General features: G+C 58.6%; 18 protein-coding genes. 13 read left to right on the top strand and 5 right to left on the bottom strand.

Annotation, left to right across the window (positions count from 1 at the left end):
- Positions 1-6: 6 nt before the first annotated feature.
- The gene (locus FDP08_RS06595; protein WP_137435195.1) at positions 7-1,062 is read right to left on the bottom strand and encodes a hypothetical protein; all 1,056 of its coding nucleotides are present in this window, start codon (positions 1,060-1,062) and stop codon (positions 7-9) included.
- A 303-nt stretch (positions 1,063-1,365) separates the two neighbouring features.
- Entirely contained in the window at positions 1,366-1,989 is a 624-nt protein-coding gene (locus FDP08_RS06600; protein ID WP_170978980.1) for a TetR/AcrR family transcriptional regulator, read from the bottom strand.
- Positions 1,990-2,160: 171 nt separating this feature from the next.
- Here FDP08_RS06600 and FDP08_RS06605 point away from each other — a divergent pair, with 171 nt between their 5' ends.
- From FDP08_RS06605 to FDP08_RS06640, 8 genes are all read left to right on the top strand, one after another.
- On the top strand, positions 2,161-3,966 hold the full coding sequence (locus tag FDP08_RS06605; RefSeq protein WP_137435197.1) for an acyclic terpene utilization AtuA family protein: 1,806 nt from the start codon (positions 2,161-2,163) through the stop codon (positions 3,964-3,966).
- Between the two features lie 172 nt (positions 3,967-4,138).
- Positions 4,139-5,005 (top strand): SDR family oxidoreductase, encoded by an 867-nt coding sequence (locus FDP08_RS06610; protein ID WP_137435198.1) that lies wholly within the window; start codon positions 4,139-4,141, stop codon positions 5,003-5,005.
- Between the two features lie 10 nt (positions 5,006-5,015).
- Complete coding sequence (locus FDP08_RS06615) at positions 5,016-6,632, top strand: acyl-CoA carboxylase subunit beta (RefSeq protein ID WP_137435199.1); 1,617 nt, start codon at positions 5,016-5,018, stop codon at positions 6,630-6,632.
- 256 nt (positions 6,633-6,888) lie between these two features.
- Positions 6,889-8,049 (top strand): acyl-CoA dehydrogenase family protein, encoded by a 1,161-nt coding sequence (locus FDP08_RS06620; protein WP_137435200.1) that lies wholly within the window; start codon positions 6,889-6,891, stop codon positions 8,047-8,049.
- Positions 8,050-8,095: 46 nt separating this feature from the next.
- On the top strand, positions 8,096-8,914 hold the full coding sequence (locus tag FDP08_RS06625; protein ID WP_137435201.1) for an enoyl-CoA hydratase/isomerase family protein: 819 nt from the start codon (positions 8,096-8,098) through the stop codon (positions 8,912-8,914).
- Positions 8,915-9,027: 113 nt separating this feature from the next.
- Positions 9,028-11,022, top strand: coding sequence for an acetyl/propionyl/methylcrotonyl-CoA carboxylase subunit alpha (locus FDP08_RS06630; RefSeq protein ID WP_137435202.1), 1,995 nt, complete (start codon positions 9,028-9,030; stop codon positions 11,020-11,022).
- Positions 11,019-11,846 carry an SDR family oxidoreductase gene (locus FDP08_RS06635; RefSeq protein WP_137435203.1) on the top strand — a complete coding sequence of 276 codons (828 nt, stop codon included), beginning with the start codon at positions 11,019-11,021 and terminating at the stop codon, positions 11,844-11,846. The genes FDP08_RS06630 and FDP08_RS06635 overlap by 4 nt, the downstream gene beginning before the upstream one ends.
- 72 nt (positions 11,847-11,918) lie before the next feature.
- Positions 11,919-13,748, top strand: coding sequence for a long-chain-acyl-CoA synthetase (locus tag FDP08_RS06640; RefSeq protein WP_137435204.1), 1,830 nt, complete (start codon positions 11,919-11,921; stop codon positions 13,746-13,748).
- A gap of 322 nt (positions 13,749-14,070) precedes the next feature.
- On the opposite strand, the gene FDP08_RS06645 is transcribed toward FDP08_RS06640, so the two are convergent.
- Together FDP08_RS06645 and FDP08_RS06650 are read right to left on the bottom strand one after the other, a co-directional pair.
- Entirely contained in the window at positions 14,071-15,051 is a 981-nt protein-coding gene (locus FDP08_RS06645; RefSeq protein ID WP_137435205.1) for an NADPH:quinone oxidoreductase family protein, read from the bottom strand.
- A gap of 140 nt (positions 15,052-15,191) precedes the next feature.
- Positions 15,192-15,758 (bottom strand): BLUF domain-containing protein, encoded by a 567-nt coding sequence (locus FDP08_RS06650; RefSeq protein WP_137435206.1) that lies wholly within the window; start codon positions 15,756-15,758, stop codon positions 15,192-15,194.
- 231 nt (positions 15,759-15,989) lie between these two features.
- Between FDP08_RS06650 and FDP08_RS06655 the strand changes: the two genes are divergently transcribed.
- From FDP08_RS06655 to FDP08_RS06675, 5 genes are all read left to right on the top strand, one after another.
- Positions 15,990-16,607: a trimeric intracellular cation channel family protein gene (locus FDP08_RS06655; protein WP_137435207.1), complete on the top strand. Its 618-nt coding sequence runs from the start codon at positions 15,990-15,992 to the stop codon at positions 16,605-16,607.
- 129 nt (positions 16,608-16,736) lie between these two features.
- Positions 16,737-18,035 carry an NCS2 family permease gene (locus FDP08_RS06660; protein WP_137435208.1) on the top strand — a complete coding sequence of 433 codons (1,299 nt, stop codon included), beginning with the start codon at positions 16,737-16,739 and terminating at the stop codon, positions 18,033-18,035.
- A gap of 27 nt (positions 18,036-18,062) precedes the next feature.
- A complete protein-coding gene (locus FDP08_RS06665) occupies positions 18,063-18,605 on the top strand; it encodes an adenine phosphoribosyltransferase (protein WP_137435209.1) in 543 nt (180 codons plus the stop codon).
- A 9-nt stretch (positions 18,606-18,614) separates the two neighbouring features.
- A complete protein-coding gene (locus tag FDP08_RS06670; protein WP_137435210.1) occupies positions 18,615-19,277 on the top strand; it encodes a fumarylacetoacetate hydrolase family protein in 663 nt (220 codons plus the stop codon).
- A 62-nt stretch (positions 19,278-19,339) separates the two neighbouring features.
- Positions 19,340-20,656: an ABC1 kinase family protein gene (locus tag FDP08_RS06675; protein WP_137435211.1), complete on the top strand. Its 1,317-nt coding sequence runs from the start codon at positions 19,340-19,342 to the stop codon at positions 20,654-20,656.
- Between the two features lie 32 nt (positions 20,657-20,688).
- Here the strand turns inward: FDP08_RS06675 and mscL are convergent, their stop codons facing one another.
- Positions 20,689-21,096, bottom strand: coding sequence for a large-conductance mechanosensitive channel protein MscL (gene mscL, locus FDP08_RS06680; RefSeq protein ID WP_137435212.1), 408 nt, complete (start codon positions 21,094-21,096; stop codon positions 20,689-20,691).
- Positions 21,097-21,181: the final 85 nt, after the last annotated feature.

Raw genomic sequence — 21,181 nt, forward strand, 5'->3', positions numbered from 1 at the left:
CGCCCGCTACAGCAGGTCGTCCAGATCCATGGTTTCCGGTTCTTCGCCGACACGCTCAGGGCTCATTCGGCCAAAATAAGTACGGGGGGTGCGGTAGCCATAATTGGCTGTCCAGTGTTTATCGGATGAGAACCGGATTGCGTCACCGGCCACTTCATCCACCAGACGGAATTCGCTCCAGACATCGATGCGGTTTTCCGCCTCGGCAAATCTCGCGATAACATCCTCAAGCACCTCCGGACGACCAAAGGTCTCTGCGGCGACTGCCTCAAGCGCCATGGACGCTCGGATGCCTGCCTCGACTCCCAGGCGGGAGCTGTCCTCAAGCACCTTCCAGGGGTCGGGAGCGAGACTCGGCTGGGTGTCCGGCAACAGTAGCCATACCATGCTGCGAATGGCATTCGGCAGGCCGCCCCACTTCTCATTATCAAGACAGGTAGCGGCACGCTCTGCCTGCGGCGCAATGTTGCGTGGCACACCTGCCATGGCTCCGGAGTTGGCGTCGTTCACGATGGCCTGCATCCCGGTCAGCAGGCCCAGCAGGAAGGTCAGCTCCTCCTGGTCGTCAAACAGGAACGGGCACTCGAACTCTTCAGCCGCAGGATCAAAATCGTAAGCGGCCATAGCGCGCTGGTAGGCGATGTAACGGCGCTTGGCGGTTTCAGCGTTCAGTCGCTTGGCTTTTTCGCGGGCATCTTTCGCGGATGGTACCTCACCAGCGAAATCCGCTCGAAGGTAATCCAGTTCCGCCTCCCAGGCCTTGTACTCGGAACAGTTTGCCGCCAGCAGCATCAGCAGGGAGCCAGTGCTTTCAGGCGCATCGGTCACCCTGGAGAAGGAATACAGCAAGGGATCCACGCCCTCACCCAGCGCGCAGGCCATTTTCGGATCCGACATCTGCATGACGTAGGGGGTTGCTTCTCCCTCCGAATAGTTGGAGAGAACCACTCCCGTGGTCGTGTAGATGGGATTGGCCGAACAGCCGGCGAGGAGCGTCAATACCAGAAGGGCCAGGCCACTATTGCGCAGGCGCCCAAAGGATTTCACCAGTGAGGAGTTCATAGTTCGTCCTGTCTTACATTGTTTTTATAGGTCGGGGATGATCGGGGCTTATTATTACTGTCTGATCGACAGATACCGTGATGGATAACCCGCTATCGAATCCCCGCTCGTATTTTGACAGGGGCAAGAATGCTGCGAATCTTGTCTGACAAAAATGGCTGGAATGCCGATTTGGTCATGCCGATCAGGCCAATGGCCTGCAAAGACGGGAAAATAGAAGATTTAAATTGATTTAAAACAATGACTTCTGAAATTCATTACAGTTGATACATTTGTACCAGCACAAAAATTTCCTTGCAGGACTCAACTTCCGGGCCCTGTCAGCCCCATCATGGCCACTACCTGCTCCGTCAGATCGTCCAGTGTGAGACCACCATCCGGCCGGTACCAGGTCACCGTCCAGCTCAGTGCGCCCGTCAGCATGCGGCGCACCACAAACGGATCCGCAGCCAGCACGCCCTGCTTTCGCAGTTCCTCCAGCACATCCAGCCACAACTGTTCGTAGATATCCCGGAGTTCAAGCACATAGGCCTGGGATGCCTCCGACAGGCTGCGCCACTCGAACACCAGTACCGCCATGGCCTCTCCGGTTTGGCCATTGATGGATTCCAGCTCGGCGCGGACAAGCGCCTGCAGCTTGTCACGATGGGTTGTTGCTGCGTCCACTGCTGCCTGCATCAGGGCGGTATTGAGGCGAATGGTTTCCACCATCACCGCCTTGAGGATTTCTTCCTTGGTGCGGAAGTGATGAAACAGACTGCCCGACTGGATACCCACGGCGGCAGCCAGGTCCCGCACGGTGGTGCGCTCATAGCCCTTGTCACGAAACAGCCTGGCCGCTTCGTGAAGAAGCCGGCCGCGAGCGCTGGCAGGGTCGGAAACCAGATTGTCGGCAATCAGTGAGCGCAGGATAGAGTCTTGATTCACAGTGTTTTCCAGCCAGGGAACAGAAGAACGCCAATTCTATCCTGATTTTGCCTGTTTACAAACCAAGCGCTTGCTTGGTATTGTCACTGGAATCGCTGACAACCTCCTCAGAGCGCGGCCCCTTGAGGGCCTTTGCAAGCGCTTTAGGGCTTCCGTTTACAAGGTGAAACCATGCCAGACTCCGACCGTTCCAGGCCAGAAACCATCCGCATCGGCTGTTCCGCCGCCTTCTGGGGCGACACCGAAACCGCCGCGGCCCAGCTGGTTCACAAGGGCAATATCAATTACCTGGTGGCGGACTATCTGGCGGAGATCACCATGTCCATCATGGCCGGGCAGAAAATGAAGGACCCCAGCCAGGGCTACGCCCGCGATTTTGTGCAAACGGTGATGGGACCATTGCTGGGTGAGATAAAGCACAAAGGTATCCGGGTACTCGCAAACGCTGGCGGCGTAAATCCGATTGCCTGCCGCGATGCCTTGCAAGCACTGTGCGAAAAAGCCGGTGTAGACATGAAGATTGCCCTGGTGCTGGGTGATGACCTGTTACCCAAGAAAAAACAACTGGCAGATGCCGGCATTACCGAGATGACGACCGGCCAGCCGATGCCACCGATGATGGTGAGCCTGAATGCCTATCTCGGTGCCCCGGGTCTCGTCGCTGCCCTGGAACAGGGTGCCGATATCGTTATTACCGGTCGGGTTGCCGACAGCGCGCTGGTCCTGGCGCCGCTGGTCCACGAGTTCGGCTGGAGCTGGGGCGACTACGATAAGCTGGCCCAGGGCAGCCTTGCCGGGCACTTGCTGGAGTGCGGTGCGCAATCCACTGGCGGTAACTTTACCGACTGGGAAGATGTGGCGGATGGCTATGCGGATATGGGCTTCCCGATTGCAGAAGTCTCGGCAACCGGCGACTTCATATTGACCAAGCCGGAAGGCACCGGGGGCAAGGTGTCCAGGGGCACGGTGGCCGAACAACTCGTTTACGAGATTGGCGACCCGAGGGCCTACCTGCTCCCGGATGTGACCTGTGATTTTACGGCAGTCACCCTCGAAGAGGTGGCGGCAGACCGGGTGCGTGTCAGCGGCGCCAAAGGGCTATCACCAACGGACAGCTACAAGGTGTCCGGCACCTGGCCGGATGGTTTCAAGTGCACGGTTACCTTCCTGCTGGCCGGTATGGACGCAAAAGCCAAGGCGCAGGCGGTGGCCGAGGCGATTCTGGCAAAGACGTCGCGAATGTTCAGCGAGCGTGGCCTGCCGGATTACACGGACACCAGTATCGAGTTGCTGGGCACCGAGACGACTTATGGTGCCTGGGGCCGCATGGGAGACTGCCGAGAAGTGGTGGTGAAGATCAGTACTGCTCATGTAAAGAAAGAGGCGTTGGTGCTGTTTTCCCGGGAAATCGCACAGGCGGCGACGGGGATGGCGCCCGGGATTACCGGCATTGTGGGTGGGCGGCCGACGGTTTGGCCGAAGATTCGTCTTTACTCCTGCCTGGTCCCCAAAACTGAGGTGGCGGTTGCCGTAGATCTTGATGGCCATCAGCAGGCAGTGGAAGTGGATACCGCTGGTGGTTTCGAGCCGGGGCAGCTTGAGGAGCAGGCGTCCAGCACCGCAGAGCCGGCCACGGATACGACGGTGCCATTGATCCGGCTGGCGTGGGCGCGCAGTGGTGACAAGGGGGATCACACCAATATCGGGGTAATTGCCCGCAAGGCGGAATTTGTGCCGTTTATTGAGGCGGCGTTGACGGAACTGGCGGTGGCGGAGTGGATGGCTCACACGCTGGATCCGGAGCATGGTCGGGTTACCCGTTGGGCCTTGCCGGGTTTCAATGCGTTCAATTTCCTGCTGGAGCACAGTCTTGGTGGGGGTGGCGTTGCCAGTTTGCGGATTGATCCCCAGGGCAAGGCGTTTGCCCAGCAACTGCTTGAGTTTCCTGTGCCGGTTCGTGCTGACCTGCTTGATTGATTTTACATTGGTGCGTGCACTACGACATCGGTGCATGCATTCCACCGGGAAGGCTGTTCCGGGACACGCTGTGAATACGTCCATGTACGCTCGACAAAAACATCCATGTTTTTGACGGTCCCGGAACAGCCTTCCCGGTGGAGTGCCCTGAACTTTTACGAGGATTTCTGACATGGGTTATCGATCGGTTTTTCATCCTGATCTCTTTAAAGACCAGGTATTTATTGTGACCGGGGGTGGGTCCGGGATTGGGCGTTGTACGGCTCATGAGCTGGCTGCGCTCGGGGCCCGGGTTGCGCTCGTTGGGCGGAAGGCCGAGAAGGTTGAGGCGGTGAAGGCAGAGATCACCGAGGACGGTGGTGTTGCCTCGGCTCACGTATGTGACATCCGCGAAGAAGAATCGGTCAAGGCGACTGTTAAGGCCATTATTGACGAACATGGTGGGCTGAACGGGGTAGTGAATAACGCCGGCGGTCAGTTTCCCTCCCCACTCGCGAATATCAACCAGAAAGGCTGGGAGACGGTGGTTCGTACCAATCTCACCGGTGGCTTTCTGATCGCCCGTGAGGCTTACACGCAGGCGCTGTCGAAAACCGGCGGGGCGATTGTGAATATCGTGGCCGATATGTGGGGTGGCATGCCCGGCATGGGGCATTCCGGTGCAGCCCGGGCGGGGATGGTGAATTTTACCCAAACCGCCGCTGTTGAGTGGGGTTGCTCCGGGGTTCGTGTGAATGCGGTGGCGCCTGGATGGATTGCGTCCAGTGGCATGGACAACTATCCCGAGCACATGAAGCAGTGGATTCGCAGCCTGGGGGATAATGTGCCCATCAAGCGTATGGGTACGGAATCCGAGGTCAGTGCGGCGATCTGTTTTCTTTTGAGTCCGGGGGCGGCGTTTATCAGTGGGGATTGTCTGCGGATCGACGGCGCGGCGTCCCAGGGTGGACGGGTCTGGCCTTTCCCGAAGGCGAAGAACAACGAGCCTTTCAACGGTTTCCATCGGGCGGTCACGCCTAAAGTTTTGAGTGACGACTGAGGAGCAGGCAATGCAGGTACTGGAATCCACCGTTAATCCCCAGTCGGATGACTTTCGCGCCAATGCGGAGGTGATGGAAGCCCATATCGCTACTTTCCGGGACGTGGAGCAGAAGGTGCTGGACCTGGCGGAGGCGGCGCGGGAGAAGTTTATCAAGCGCGGCAAGCTGCTGCCCCGGGACCGTATCAACCGTTTGCTGGATCGCGGTACGCCGTTTCTGGAGCTGTGTTCGCTGGCCGGCTACAAAATGCACGACGACAAGGATGGCAGCATGTCCGGCGGCGGCATTATTGCCGGCATCGGCCACGTCAGTGGTGTTCGCTGTCTGGTGGTGGCCAGTAACAGTGCCATCAAGGGCGGCACCATCACGCCGGCGGGGCTGGACAAGACCCTGCGGCTGCAGCAGATCGCCATGGAGAACAAGCTGCCGGTGGTGTCGCTGTCCGAGAGCGGCGGTGCCAACCTGAATTACGCCACGGATATTTTTGTGCTCGGCGCCCGCGGCTTCGCCAATCAGGCCCGCATGTCCGCCGCCGGTATTCCCCAGGTGACCGTGGTGCACGGCAATGCCACCGCCGGCGGTGCCTACCAGCCGGGCCTGTCAGACTATGTAATCGTGGTCCGCGAGCAGGCCAAGATGTTCCTGGCCGGGCCTCCCCTGCTGAAAGCCGCCACCGGCGAAGTGGCCACCGATGAGGAACTCGGCGGCGCACAGATGCACGCGGAAGTGGCGGGCACGGCAGAATACCTGGCCGAAGATGACGCCGACGGCATCCGCCATGCCCGCAATGTGCTTGAGGCACTGCCCTGGAACGAGCAACTACCTCCTGTACGGGAACCGGAATGGGAAGACCCGCTGTATCCGGCTGAAGAATTGATGGGCGTGATCCCCAGCGATGCCAAAAAGCCCTACGACGTCCGCGAAATCCTCGCTCGCATTGCCGACGGCTCGAAGTTCATGGATTTCAAGAACGGTTACGACGACCAGACGGTCTGCGGGACTATCCGCATAGAAGGCCACTCGGTGGGCATCATCGGCAACAACGGCCCCATCACCCCGGCGGGTGCCACCAAAGCGGCCCAGTTTATTCAGCTCTGCGACCAGGCGGGCACACCGTTGCTGTTCCTGCACAACACCACCGGGTTCATGGTGGGCACCCATTCGGAACAGAACGGCATCATCAAACACGGGTCCAAAATGATCCAGGCGGTAGCCAATTGCCGGGTGCCAAAGGTCGCAATTGTCATCGGCGGTTCCTATGGTGCAGGTAACTACGCCATGTGCGGCCGCGGTCTGGACCCGAGATTCATCTTCGCCTGGCCCAACAGCCGCACAGCAGTCATGGGCCCGGCACAGGCGGGCAAGGTAATGCGTATTGTCGCCGAGGACAAACAGCGCCGGGGCGGCATGGAACCGGATCCCAAAACCCTGGATTTCCTGGAACAGGCCACCGCCAAGAAGCTGGAAGACGGCTCCACGGCCCTGTTCGGTACAGCGCGGCTGTGGGACGACGGCCTGATTGATCCAAGAGACACCCGGCGGGTTCTGGCTCTGGTGCTTTCGGTATGCCGCGAGGCTGAGGCCCGACAGTTGCGGCCTAATTCGTTTGGTGTGGCCCGCCTGTAGGCGGTCCTGGTTATGGTGGTTGGAACCGGGGCGGAATACCGTTGGATTGGTTTGTCGGATTACGCTGCGCTAATCCGACCTACGTTTCCGGGCCTGCAACTAATGTAGGTCGGATTAGCCAGAGGCGTAATCCGACAAACAAAGAACAGGAAGCAACAGAGCTCGCAGACAACAGCACCTGTGGGGCACCCGAGCTTACGAACGTGCACCATCACCACACAGGCACGGACTAACAACAAGTCAGGAGAACAAGAACGTGAAATTCACCTCCGAGCACGAAGCCCTCAGAAAAACCGTCCGCGTTTTCGTGGAGAAGGAAATCAACCCCCACTGCGACGAATGGGAAAAAGCCGGCGAGTTTCCGATTCACGACATCTTCAAGAAACTCGGCAACCTCGGTCTTCTGGGCATCCAGAAACCGGAAGAGTATGGCGGCATGGGGCTGGATTACAGCTATAACCTGGTAGCTGCGGAAGAACTCGGCACGGCCCACTGCGGTGGTGTACCCCTGGCCATTGGGGTTCAGACCGATATGTGTACCCCTGCTATCTCACGTTTTGGCTCCGACGAACTGAAGCGCACCTTCCTGGCTCCGGCCATTGCCGGCGACATGGTTGGCTGCATCGGTGTAAGTGAAGTCGCGGCCGGTTCCGACGTGGCGGGGATGAAAACCACCGCGAAGCAGGATGGCGATGACTATGTCATCAATGGCTCCAAGATGTGGATCACCAATAGCCCCAGGGCTGATTTTATTTGCCTGCTTGCGAACACTTCCGACGACAAGCCTCACAAGAACAAGTCACTGATCGTGGTGCCCATGAATACCCCGGGCATTTCCTTCAGCCCGCACCTGAACAAGCTGGGGATGCGGTCCTCAGAGACAGCCGAGATTTACTTTGACGATGTGCGTGTACCCCAGCGGTATCGTATCGGTGCCGAAGGCACCGGTTTCATGATGCAGATGCTCCAATTTCAGGAGGAGCGGCTGTGGGGCGCGGCCAACGTGATCAAGGCGTTGGAACACTGCATCAACAAGACCATTGAGTACTGCCGCGAGCGCAAGACCTTCGGCCAGCCGTTGATCAATAACCAGGTGATTCATTTCCGCCTGGCTGAGCTGCAGACGGAAGTCGAGGCCCTGCGTGCCCTGACCTATCAGGCTTGTGAACTGCATATCGAAGGCAAGGATGTGACCAGGCTGGCGTCGATGGCCAAGCTGAAGGCCGGGCGGCTTGGGCGCGAGGTGACGGATAGCTGTCTGCAGTATTGGGGGGGCAATGGTTACATGTGGGAAAACCCGGTGTCCCGTGCGTTCCGGGATGTGCGACTGGTGTCCATCGGCGGTGGTGCTGACGAAATCATGCTGGGGATTATCTGCAAGATGATGGGCACGTTGCCTGGTAAGCAACGGGACTGAATTGTCAGGCTTTTGGTGTACGGACAACGTTTTTGGAGTCACGCTTATGGAAAATTTACCGCACTGCGAAACGCTAATTCTGGAAAAACAGGGCCCCGCCCTGCACGTCACCATCAACCGCCCAGACGTTCGGAACGCCATGAGCCTGGAGATGGTGGCAGAGCTTTCGGCGGTGTTCAGCCAGGTTGAGGGCGATACCAGCATTCGCGCTGTGGTTCTTCGCGGTGCCGGTGGCCACTTCTGTGCCGGTGGCGACATCAAGGACATGGCCGGTGCCCGGGGGCAAAAGCCTGCCGAGGGTGAAGAGGATCCGTTCTACCGCTTGAACCGGGCGTTCGGGCAGATGATTCAACAGGTGAACGAGTCATCGAAGGTGGTAATTGCGGTGACCGAAGGGGCCGTGATGGGCGGTGGCTTTGGACTGGCGTGTGTGTCGGATATGGCCATTGCCGGGCCGTCGGCAAAGTTCGGCATGCCGGAGACCACCCTGGGGGTGATTCCAGCTCAGATTGCACCATTTGTGGTGGAGCGTATCGGGCTCACGCAGGCGCGGCGGCTGGCGTTGCTGGGTTTGCGGGTGGATGCGAATGAGGCTTGCAGGCTGGGGATTGTTCATCAGGTTGCGGAGTCTGAGGTTGAGATTGACGAGTTTCTGGGTCATGCGGTCGAGCGGGTTCGGCAGTGTGCGCCGAATGCGACGGCAGAAACCAAGGCGTTGTTGCACCGCGTTGGTCATGAGTCCATGAGTGGACTTCTGGACAGTGCGGCTGAGAAGTTTGCACTGGCTATTCGCAGTGACGAGGGCTCTGAGGGGACGCTTGCGTTTATGCAGAAGCGTCCGGCTTCGTGGGCTGCTTCTGAGTGACGTTTTTAGGCGTTGGTGGAGGGCCGGGGTTCAGGACCGTATTCACGGCGTGTCCTGAACCCATGCTTCCGTCGCACCAACGCGACCAACCACCCAAGCAAGAGACGAGCAACATGCTAAAAAAGCTCTTAATCGCCAACCGGGGTGAGATCGCAGTCAGGGTAATCAAGACGGCAAAGTCACTGGGATACCGCACCGTGGCGGTGTACTCAGAGGCAGATGCCCAGGCGCTGCACGTGGAGATGGCCGATGAGGCGGTGTGTATTGGCCCGGCTCAGGTTTCGGCTTCTTATTTGAAGGCCGAGGCTATTATCGAGGCGGCGGTCAGGACCGGGGCGGATTGTGTGCATCCGGGGTATGGATTTCTGTCGGAGAATTCCGGGTTTGCGAAGGCCTGTAAAGACGCCGGGCTGGTGTTTGTGGGGCCGCCTGAGTCGGCTATCGAACTGATGGGCAGCAAGCGGCGCTCGAAGATTGCGATGCAGGAAGCGGGTGTGCCGGTAGTGCCCGGGTTTGAAGGTGATAATGCCGGCGACGAAGAACTGATCGACGCCGCGAAGAATATTGGCTACCCGCTGATGATCAAGGCCTCCGCAGGTGGTGGTGGCCGGGGCATGCGGTTGGTGGAGGCGGAAGAAGAACTGGCTGACAACATCCAGCGCGCCCGTTCCGAGGCCAGGCAGGCCTTTGGGGATGACGAGCTGATACTCGAGAAGGCGGTTATCGAACCCCGCCACATCGAAATCCAGGTGTTTGCCGACCAACACGGCAACGCGGTGCACTTGGGTGAGCGGGATTGCTCGGTTCAGCGGCGGCACCAGAAAGTGGTCGAAGAAGCGCCCTCACCTTTCGTCACCCCGGAGCTCCGAGAGGCCATGGGCAACGCGGCGGTAAAAGCGGCTCTCGCCTGCGGCTACGAAGGCGCCGGTACCGTCGAGTTCCTGGTGGACAAGGACCGCAACTTTTACTTCCTGGAAATGAACACCCGCCTGCAAGTGGAACACCCGGTCACCGAGCTGATCACCGGGCAGGATCTGGTGGCCTGGCAGCTTTCCGCGGCCGAGGGACTGCCACTACCGCTCTCACAAGAGCAGATTCAATTGAACGGCCACGCCATTGAAGTGCGGCTTTACGCCGAAGACCCGGCCAACGGGTTTACGCCGCAGACCGGACCACTGCATCAGTTCCAGCCCGCCGAGGGCGAAGGATTACGGTTTGATACCGGTGTTCGCTCTGGCGATGCCGTCACGCCCCATTACGATCCGATGCTGGCCAAGGTCGTTGCCTGGGGCGCCAACCGCAACGAAGCTCGCCGCCGGCTATTGCGGGCACTGGAGGACACCACGGTGTTCGGCGTGACTACCAACCGTTATTTCCTCAGCCGCATCATCGCTGACGAAACGTTCGGTGCCGGTGAGGCCACCACGGCATTTCTGCAACAGGCGTTCCGGGACGATCCCTCGCTGGCCCCGAAGGACACCTCCATACGCGAACTGGCGCTGGCGGCCTGCGTGTTCAGCCATGGCAATTCAGGCCCCGGTGCGGCTCGTCATGACATGAATAGTTCCTGGAGTAATGCGCCTGCCACGGTCACGCCCATGAAGCTGGAAACCGGCGACAAAACCCTGGAACTGCTGGTGCGACGCACTGGTAATCACTTCACGGTTACCCGAGGTGAGGACCAGTACGAACTCGACCTTGAAAGCATGGGCGGTGGCCTGTTATGCATTATCGACAACGGCATTCGTCAACAATGCCAATATCACCGCCGGCACGATCACCTATATTTGCAGGCGTCCGGGCAGGCAGAGGCATTGCATGACGTCACCCACCAGCCGGCCAGCGGGGCTGCGGCCAGTGGTAGCGGCCGCATCAAGGCCACCATGGACGGCGCCATCATTGATGTTCTGGTGCAGGCCGGCCAAGCGGTGAAGCAGGGGGACACACTGGTGATCCTGGAGGCCATGAAGATGGAGCATCCGGTGAAAGCAGATCGCGATGGCACGGTGGGTGAGGTGCTGGCCGCCTCAGGCGACCAGGTAAAACGCAGCCAGTTGCTGGTGGAAATTACTGCCGCTGAAGCTACCTCAGAGGAGGCCGGACAATGAGCACAATGCAGGACAGAACCGTTTTTATTACCGGCGGCAGCCGGGGTATCGGCCGGGCCATTGCCCTGGCCTGCGCCAGAGAAGGTGCCAATGTGGTGATTGCGGCCAAGTCCGACAAGCCACACCCGAAGCTGCCCGGCACGATTCACAGTGTCGCAGAAGAAATTCGGCAGGCAGGCGGTAAGGCCCTGCCCCTGGTGCTGGATGTACGGGACGAACAACTGGTGCGCCAGCGGGTGGATGAGGCTGCCGATCACTTTGGCGGCATTGACGCGCTGGTAAACAACGCAGGTGCCATAAAACTGACCGGCGTGGAAAACCTGAAGGTCAGCCGCTACGACCTGATGCACCAGGTCAACGCACGGGCGGTATTTGTCTGCAGCCAGGCGGCACTGCCCTGGCTGAAGCAGTCGGACCGGGCCCATATCCTGAGCCTGTCGCCGCCCCTGAACATGGACACCCGGTGGTTTGCCCAGTACGGGCCTTACACCACCACAAAATACGCCATGACCATGTTGAGTATGGGGATGGCAGAAGAGTTCCGACGCTACGGCATTGCGGTAAACACACTCTGGCCCAAAACGCTGATTGCCACCGCTGCCATCGAGTTCGAAGTGGGCGGCCCGCAGATGATGGCCCAGGGCCGCAAACCGGACATCATGGCGGACGCCGCACTGAGCATTCTCAGCCGCCCTGCCGAGGACATGACCGGCCAGTCGGTGATTGATGAGGATGTGCTGAGAACTGATGGCGTTACCGATTTTGAACACTACCGGTACCAGCCCGGCGACAAACCGCTGCTGCCTGACCTGTTTCTGGATTAGCCCCGAAGCCATTGGTTGTCCCGGGGCAAAAACGAATAACAACGTTAAACACAGACCCTGACGGATGACTCTATGACCCAGGACAACATATCCCCACGCGACATCGCTCGCAGCCTGCCGGGCATACTCCGGCGCTTTCCCGCTATTGCCCGGGGCTATTACTACTACGCAGTCAGGAACGAGAACAAAGACCTGACCCTTGGCACCCTGGTAGAACGCAACGCGAGGAAACACGGCCAACGCCCGGCCATCCTCTACGAAGACCGCAGCATTACCTGGCGTGAATTCGACGAGTGGGCCAACCGCATTGCCGGGTTCCTGAAAGCCGAGGGGCTTATCAAAGGCGATGCTATTGCCGTGTTCCTGGAGAACCGTCCGGAGCTGCTGGCCGTAGTAGCCGGCGCTGCCAAAATCGGTGTCGCCTGCGCAATGCTCAACACGTCCCAGAAAGGCCGGGTTCTGGAACACAGCATCAACCTGATTGGCCCCAAAATGGTTGTGGTAGGCGAAGAACTGGTCGACAGCTTCGACGGTGTTAAGGGCGACATCCGGACCAGCCACCCCAACCCGTTCCTGTTCCTGGCCGACGCCAACACCATAAACGTCTTTGGCGATGCGCCGGAAGGTTACGTGAACATGGCTGCAAAGGTCAGCGCCCACCGGAACACCGGCCCCCGACCGGCCGACCCGCCCGTTATGGGCGACACCGCCATTTACCTGTTCACTTCCGGTACCACAGGCCTGCCCAAGGCCGCGCCCGGCAGCCACCGCAAGTTTATGAAAGCCTACGGCGGCTTCGGCATGATGTCCCTGGACATGAAGCCACACGACGTCCTCTACTGCACCCTACCTCTCTACCACGGCACCGCCCTGCTGGTGTGCTGGGGTTCGGTGATGGCCGGCGGCTCCGCCATCGCCCTGCGCCGCAAGTTCTCCGCCAGCGCCTTCTGGGACGATGTACGGTATTTCCAGGCCACCACCTTCGGCTACGTGGGCGAGTTGTGCCGCTACCTGCTCAACCAGCCCCCAAGCGACCAGGACCGTAATCACAACCTCACCAAAATGATCGGCAACGGCCTGCGCCCGTCCATCTGGAAGGAGTTCAAGGACCGATTCGGTATCGAAACCGTGGCGGAGCTGTATGCCTCCAGCGAGGGTAACATCGGCTTCAGCAATTTCTTCAACATGGACAACACCGTCGGTTTTTCCACCGCCCCCTACAAGCTGGTGAAATTCCACGACGGCACCCGCGACCCGGTTCGTGATGACAACGGTTTTATGCAGGAAGTGAAGCAAGGCGAGGCCGGCCTGCTGATCGGCGAGATCACCAAAAAGTGGTCCTTCGAGGGTTATACCCAGAAAGACGCCACGGAAAAATCCATCCTGCGGGATGCTTTCAAGAAAGGCGATCAGTGGTTCAACACCGGCGATGTGCTCAAGGAAATCGGCTGTGGCCACCTGCAGTTCGTAGACCGCATGGGCGACACTTTCCGCTGGAAGGGTGAGAACGTGTCCACCACAGAGGTGGAGAACATCATCGACGGCTCCAACATGGTGGAGGAGGCGATTGTCTACGGCGTAGAAATTCCGGGCACCAACGGCAAGGCCGGCATGGTCACGCTGGTGCCCCACTCCAACGGCCAGGAGTTTGATGTTAACCGGCTGTTCCGTTACCTGAACGACAACCTGCCGCCCTATGCAGTGCCGGTGTTTGTCCGGGTGACCAATGCCATCGAAAAGACCGGTACCTTCAAATACCGGAAGGTCGATATCCAGAAAGCCGGTTATTCCATAGACAAGCCCGGGGAGCAGGTTTATGCGTGGTTGCCTGGGACTGAGGGGTATACCCTGTTGACGGCTGAACGGGTGGCGGAGATTGATGCCGGGGAGGTACGGTTCTGAGTGTTCCTTGGCTTATGGTGGTGCCTATGGCTCCCTGCCCTAGCCTTTATGGCTTGGTGACTGCACCGATGGGAACACCCTCCCACCGGTGCTGGCTAAGCACCGGAGATATCGCCCGTTAACTCGTAATCCTGGGAAAAACGTAGGTCGGATTAGCGAAGCGTAATCCGACAAATGGAGATAACGCCAGAAAAGAGTCGGATTACGCTTCGCTAATCCGACCTACGGTTTCCTTATCTACTGGTATATTCCCATGGTCCGCGGGCCATGGCTGATCACCGGAACTATCAGGCTAGATGCAGAGATCGGCACAAGGCCGGGCTCAAGAACCAACCTTAAGAACGATCTTCCCGGTAGCCGTCCGCCCGGTCAGCGCCCCGAGGGCCTTCTCATAGTCCTCGAACTCGTAGACCGCACTGATTCTCGGGTCAATCTTGCCCTCAGAGAACAGCTTCAGCAGCTCCATCATATTCTGGGCGCTGGTTTGTGGTTCCCGCTGGGTGAAGCTGCCCCAGAAAACACCCACTACCGAACAGCCTTTCAACAGTGTCAGGTTTGCCGGGATCTTCGGGATGTCGCCGGCGGCGAAGCCGATGATCAGGTGGCGGCCGTTCCAGGCCATGGCGCGCAGGGCCTGTTCGGTGAATTCACCACCCACCGGATCGTAGATCACATCCACACCCTTGCTGTTGGTCAGCCGCTTGACCGCGTCTTTCAGGGGCTCTTCGGTGTAATTGATCAGCTCGTCGGCACCGGCTTCCTTCGCCACCGCCAGCTTCTCGGCCGTGCTGGCCGCTGCGATCACATGGGCGCCCATGGCCTTGCCCAGTTCCACCGTTGCCAGGCCAACCCCGCCGCTGGCGCCCAGCACCAGCAGGGTTTCGCCCGGCTGGATGTTGGCTCGCTGCTTGAGCGCATAATAGGAGGTGCCGTACACCATAGAGAAAGCAGCTGCTTTCTCGTCTGACATGGACTCGGGGATCGGCAGGATATTCTGCTCGGGAACCACCACTTCCTCAGCGAAGGCACCGTAGCCCGTGAGGCCGGCAACGCGGTCGCCCGGTTTGAAGCGGGTGACTTTTTCGCCCACTTCAATCACCTCACCGGACATCTCTCCCCCAGGGGAGAACGGCATGGTGGGTTTGAGCTGATACTTGCCTTCAATGATCAGCGTGTCCGGGAAGTTCAGGCCGGCGGCCTTGACCCGAACCTTGACGCCATGGCCTTTGACCACAGGACTGGCGACATCTTCTATCACCAGTTTGTCCGCAGGGCCGTATTCCTTGCAGAGAATCGCTCTCATGTTGTGACTCCGTTAATCGACGGTCGATAAAAGATGACTGCAGTTGATGGTTATCAACCTAAACAGAGTCGTGTCATGAAGCAAATAAAGAAATCTTATCCTACCGGATAAGCCTTGCTTATGGTCTCCGGAATCCCACGCTAGAGCATGGTGCTTACATAGGCCATTGCACCCACCAGACAGACGGCGGCCGCGATGAGACCCGCAAGAATACCTTTGGGAATGACAGACTGCTTGCTTCGTTTATTTCGCCCACCGTCATGGCTGACCACGCGGCCGTCCTGGCTGGAATTGCGAATAAGGGTGATCATCTCCTCGCACTGGCTGCGATTGAACCCCGAGGGTCGAAAGGCCTCCATCCCCTCATTGTCCAAGAATCTGTTGACGTCTGAAGACAGCGGCACGTACTTCATCGACCAGTTGGTGAAGGTTCGGGCTTCGATCGGCTCTTCCAGCAACGTAATCACATCACGGTGTCGGTCGTCTCTGGCGATCCGGTCATAGAGCTGGCGAACGGCCCCTTCTTCGCCCTCCAGATACTGGAAAAACTGGTCGTCGCCGTAATAAAGGCCGCCAACGATTTCACTTCTGGCATTGTTTCGACGGGATTCCATCAGGATCCGGGCGACGTTGGGCTCTACACCCTTTTCCACTGGTTTGGCCTTGAAAGTGGCTTCACTGGCGTAAGCCAGACGCATCAGAGACATATCATTCACTCCGTACTACATCAAACGGTTAAGGTTGGTGTGAAATACGTCTCATACCTTGAAGATGGATCATAGACATTCGTATAGTTCTGTCTCCCGGGCATTGCATCACCACTCAAAATCCCCGGACCATACCCTTTTCCCGGGATGAACCTGCCCGCCTTTTCCGCTATCCTGCGCGCACCGTAACCGGGCTGACGCCTGTCCCTTGCTGTTCCTCCAGGGCCTGACATGTTCGATATTATCTTCCTGCTTGAAATGATCGGCGTGGTTGCCTTTGCCATCTCCGGCATGATCGTGGCGCGATCCAAGAATATGGATCCGGTGGGTATATTCACCATCGGGTTTGTCACCGCTCTGGGTGGCGGCACCCTGCGGGATCTGATGATGGACAACCATCCGCTGTACTGGATCAAGCATCAGGAACAGCCGATCCTGATTTTGGTGATGGCGGTCATCTACAGCTACTGGCACCGCGCCGGACGCCTCCGAGCATCCCGAATCGTCTTTCCCGACGCCATTGGTCTGGGCGTTTTCTCCATTCTTGGCGCGCAGTTGGCCCTCGACCTTGGCCACTCCTGGTTTGTCGCCTCGCTATTGGGGGTGATGACCGGCACCTTTGGCGGCGCTTTGCGCGATACCTTGTGTAATGAGGTGCCGTACATTTTCCGCAAGGACCAGGTTTACGCGTCCATTTCATTTGCCGGTTGCTGGCTCTATTTTGTCTGCCAATGGCTACTGGAGAGCGAAACCCTCGCCCTGACCATCGGCTTACTGTTCATAACCATCACCCGCTTGCTGGCCGTGCACTTTGATATTCGCCTGCAACGGGACAGAAAACAGGGCTAATCAGGTTGCAATGTTGAATCGTCCCTTGGCGTTCACGGCTCCAGCCGGTAACATTGCCGTTTTTTCACCCAGCTCCTGAAACCGATTCATTCAATCCCCATTCAGCTCCCTGTAAGGCAGGCATCCGTCATGCTCGAACGACTATTCCAGCTCCAGGCCCATGGCACCACTGTTCGTAAAGAGGTGATTGCGGGCTTTACCACCTTCCTGACCATGGCTTACATCATCGTGGTCAACCCCAGCATTCTCTCCGCCACCGGCATGGACTTCGGTGCGGTGTTCGTGGCTACCTGCCTGGCCGCCACTATCGGCACCCTGATCATGGGGCTGTGGGCCAACTACCCGATTGCCCTGGCCCCGGGCATGGGCCTGAACGCGTTCTTCTCGTTCACAGTGGTAGGTAGCATGGGTTATAGCTGGCAGGTGGCACTGGGAGCCGTGTTCATCTCCGGTTTCATTTTCTTTTTGCTGAGCCTTTTCAAGGTCCGGGAATGGATCATCAACAGCATCCCCCTGTCCCTGCGCTATGGCATCTCGGCCGGTATCGGCTTCTTTCTGGCACTCATCGCGCTGAAAAATGCCGGTATCGTTATCGATAACCCCGCAACTCTGGTAGGTCTTGGCGACGTTAAAGTAGCCGAAAGCCTGCTGTTCTTTGGCGGCTTTGTGCTGATCTGCGCACTGTCGTTCCGCCAGATCACCGGTGCGGTGATGATTGGCATTATTGCCGTGACCGCCGCCGCAATGGCGATGGGCATGGTGGAATACGACGGCTTTGTTTCGGCTCCGCCCAGCCTGGCCCCGACCTTTATGCAACTGGACCTCGCCGGCGCGCTGAATGTGGGAATGATCAGCGTTATTTTTGCCTTCCTGTTTGTGGATCTGTTCGACACCTCCGGCACTCTGATTGGCGCGGCCCAGCGCGGTGGACTCCTGGACAAGAACGGTAAATTGCCCCGTCTGGGTCGTGCGCTGATGTCCGATTCCGTGGCCACCATGTCCGGCGCTGCCCTGGGGACATCCACAACCACCAGCTACATTGAGTCCACCGCCGGCATTACCGCCGGAGGCCGCACCGGCCTGACGGCGGTTGTCGTGGCCGCCCTTTTTATGGCGTGTCTGCTACTATCCCCCATTGCCGGTATTATCCCGGCCTACGCCACCGCGCCGGCCCTGCTGTACGTCGCGGTACTGATGGCCAGCGGGTTGAAACTGATAGACTGGGATGACGTCACCGAAGCCGCTCCTGCGGTCGTGACCGCATTGATGATGCCGCTGACCTTTTCCATCGCCAACGGCATTGCCCTGGGCTTCATCACCTATGCCATCCTGAAAGCGCTAAGCGGACGCTGGTCAGACCTGAACGTCAGTGTGGTCATCATCGCTGTCGTCTTTATCCTGAAATTCACTTTCCTGGACGTGGCGTAAGCTGCGTTTTCAGAGCCCGGATTCGCTATGGACTACTTTGCAGAAAGCATCAAGAAAGCCATTCGCACGGTGCCTGACTGGCCCAAGCCAGGGGTCGCCTTCCGCGACATCACCACTGTACTGCAGGATCGCACCGCGTTCCGCAAGCTGATTGATGCCTTTGTTCACCGTTACCACGGGCACAAGATCGATGCGGTTGCAGCGGTAGATGCCCGCGGCTTCATTATCGGTTCGGCACTCGCCTATGAGCTCAACGCCTCGCTGGTGCTGATCCGCAAGAAAGGCAAGCTGCCGTTCGACACCCTGGTGGAAGATTACGAACTGGAGTACGGCACCGCCTCGGTGGAGCTGCACAAGGATGCCTTCAAACCCGGCGACAACGTGGTCCTGGTGGACGACCTGATTGCCACCGGAGGCACCATGCTGGCAGCCTCGCGCCTGATCCGCCGTATTGGTGCCGAAATTGTCGAAGTGGCTGCAATGATCGATCTTCCGGACCTGGGCGGCTCACGCAAGCTGCAGGAGGAAGGTCTGAAGGTTTATACTGTGTGCTCGTTTGAGGGCGATTAGGGGGCTGCCATGCCTGATTATCAGCACCACTGGAAAGACGGGACCCCGGTTCACCTGCCGCTGGGCAAGATTGTCTGCATCGGCCGCAACTACGCGGAGCACGCCCGGGAGCTGAACAACCCGGTGCCGGATGAACCGTTACTGTTCATCAAACCGGCAACCTCGGCGGTGCATATCACCCGCCCGCTGGACTTTCCCCGGGACCGGGGTGAAGTCCATTTCGAAGCCGAACTGGCCGTACTGATTGGCCGACCGCTGACCAACGCCTCCGCCAGCGAAGCCGAAGGCGCCATTCTCGGCTATGGCCTGGCACTGGACCTGACCCTGCGGGACCTGCAATCCCGGCTCAAGGAGAAAGGCCAGCCCTGGGAAAGAGCCAAGGCCTTTGACGGCGCTTGCCCACTGTCGCCATTCGTATCCATTGACCGACTTCGACGCGACCACCTGACCTTTACCCTGGACATCAACCGTGAACGCCAACAAACCGGCGACACCCGCGATATGCTGAACCCGATCGTGCCTCTGATCGCGCACATGAGCAGCCAGTTCACGCTGATGCCCGGCGATGTGGTCCTCACCGGCACGCCCAAAGGCGTCGGGCCGCTGGAATCGGGGCAGATATTGTCCCTGGAACTGGAAGATGCCTTGTTTGTTGAGACCACCGTGCTCTAGTGTGGGAACACGGATCTGCAAACCCAGTCAGGTCCATCGGCTTTTCAGGACGTATATCAGGCATGGCAAAGAAACCGGTTACCACCCGTAGCGGACGATTCTTCAGACTGGCAGGCATGACGGCATCTGTAGCCGGGCAATATGCCGGGCAGCGCGCACGCCGGATATTCCGCAGCGAAGAGGACGACGAAGGCGCCCGCTCCGAAAGCTACACCCGTATGGCGGACCAGATTGTCGACACCTTGGGGGAGCTGAAAGGTGCAGTGATGAAGGTCGGTCAAATAGCGTCGCAGACTCAGGACTTTCTGCCCCGGGAATTCTCCGACGCTCTCGAGCGGCTGCAGAAAGAAGCCCCGCCCATGCCCTTCGAGGTGATTGTCGGGCAGGTAGAAAGCGAGTTGGGCAAGCCGGTTTCAGAATTGTTCGAATACCTCCAGGAAAAACCCTACGCCGCCGCTTCCATTGGTCAGGTCCACCGTGCCCGGCTGCACGATGGCACCGATGTCATCGTCAAGGTTCAGTACCCGGGGGTGGACGAATCCTGCGACAGCGATCTGAAGCAGCTACGTATGGCCCTGAAACTGGGCGGATTGCTGCGGATGCCCAAGGAACACGTGGACCAGCTGTTCGGTGAAATCCGTGTCCGGCTGAAAGAAGAACTGGATTACGAAAACGAGGCCCGCAACCTGGAACTCTTCCAGGCATTTCATGCCAACGACGACTGGATCGTCATCCCGAAAGTGTTCGAAAGCCACTCGTCCCGACGGGTTCTGACCATGGAGCTGGTGGAAGGCGACCACATCAGCGAGGTAACGCCGGAAAAATACGATCAGGACACCATCAACCTGATCGGCCACCGCATCTTCACCATGATGGCGGACCAGCTTTTCCGCTACCAGTGCATCCATGGCGACCCCCACGCCGGCAACTTTGCCTACCGCCCCGACGGCACCATCATTCTGTATGACTTCGGGTGTGTGAAAAAACTGAAGCCGGAGATTGTTGAAGCCTATCGCAACGCCCTCATTTCGGCCCTTGAAGAAGACTACGCCGCCCTGGATCAACATCTGATTGCCCTGGGCGCTCGCGTGGAATCCCAGCCGGCAGTGGACGAAGCCTACTATGCCATGTGGCGGGACATCCTCATTCAGCCGTTCCGTAGTGACACACCCTACGATTTCGCTGACTCGGAGCTCCACAAGGACGTCGCCGCCAAGACCACGACCGTGTTCAAATACCTGGATTATTTCAAACCACCGGTGGAGAGTATATTCATCGACCGCATGATTGCCGGGCATTACTGGATGATGAAGCGGCTGGGTGTGCAGGCGGCGTTTCGGGAAGAACTGGAGAAATACCTTCGGCAAACGCCGGACTGAGTTGACACCCGGCCCGGCAGAGCGGCCGAAAACTACTCGGGTTTCTGTTTCAGCAAGTCCCGGATTTCCATCAATAACTGCTCCTGTGCGGAAGGAGCGGGCGGAGCGGCTGGGGTTTCCGCTTCCTTTTTACGCATGCTGTTCAGTGCCCTCACGGCGATGAATACCGCAAACGCGACGATGACAAAATCGAAAACGGCCTGAATAAAGACGCCATAACGGAGTGCAACTGCCTCCGCACCCTCCTCGGCGGCTTTAAGCGTAATAACGAGGTTGGAAAAGTCGACACCACCGATAAGTAGTCCGATAGGTGGCATCATAACATCGGCAACAAACGACGAAACAATCTTGCCGAATGCGACACCTATGATAATGCCTACCGCCATATCCATGACGTTACCCTTGACCGCAAATTCCTTGAACTCCTTTACGATGCTCATCGCAATCAACTCCCTGATGCCAGATCTTGTTGGCCCCAAAAAAGTAGAGGGCACGCCCACACGAGCGCTATAGAATTGTAGCGGA

The organism is Marinobacter panjinensis (genome assembly GCF_005298175.1).
Classification (GTDB): Bacteria; Pseudomonadota; Gammaproteobacteria; order Pseudomonadales; family Oleiphilaceae; genus Marinobacter; species Marinobacter panjinensis.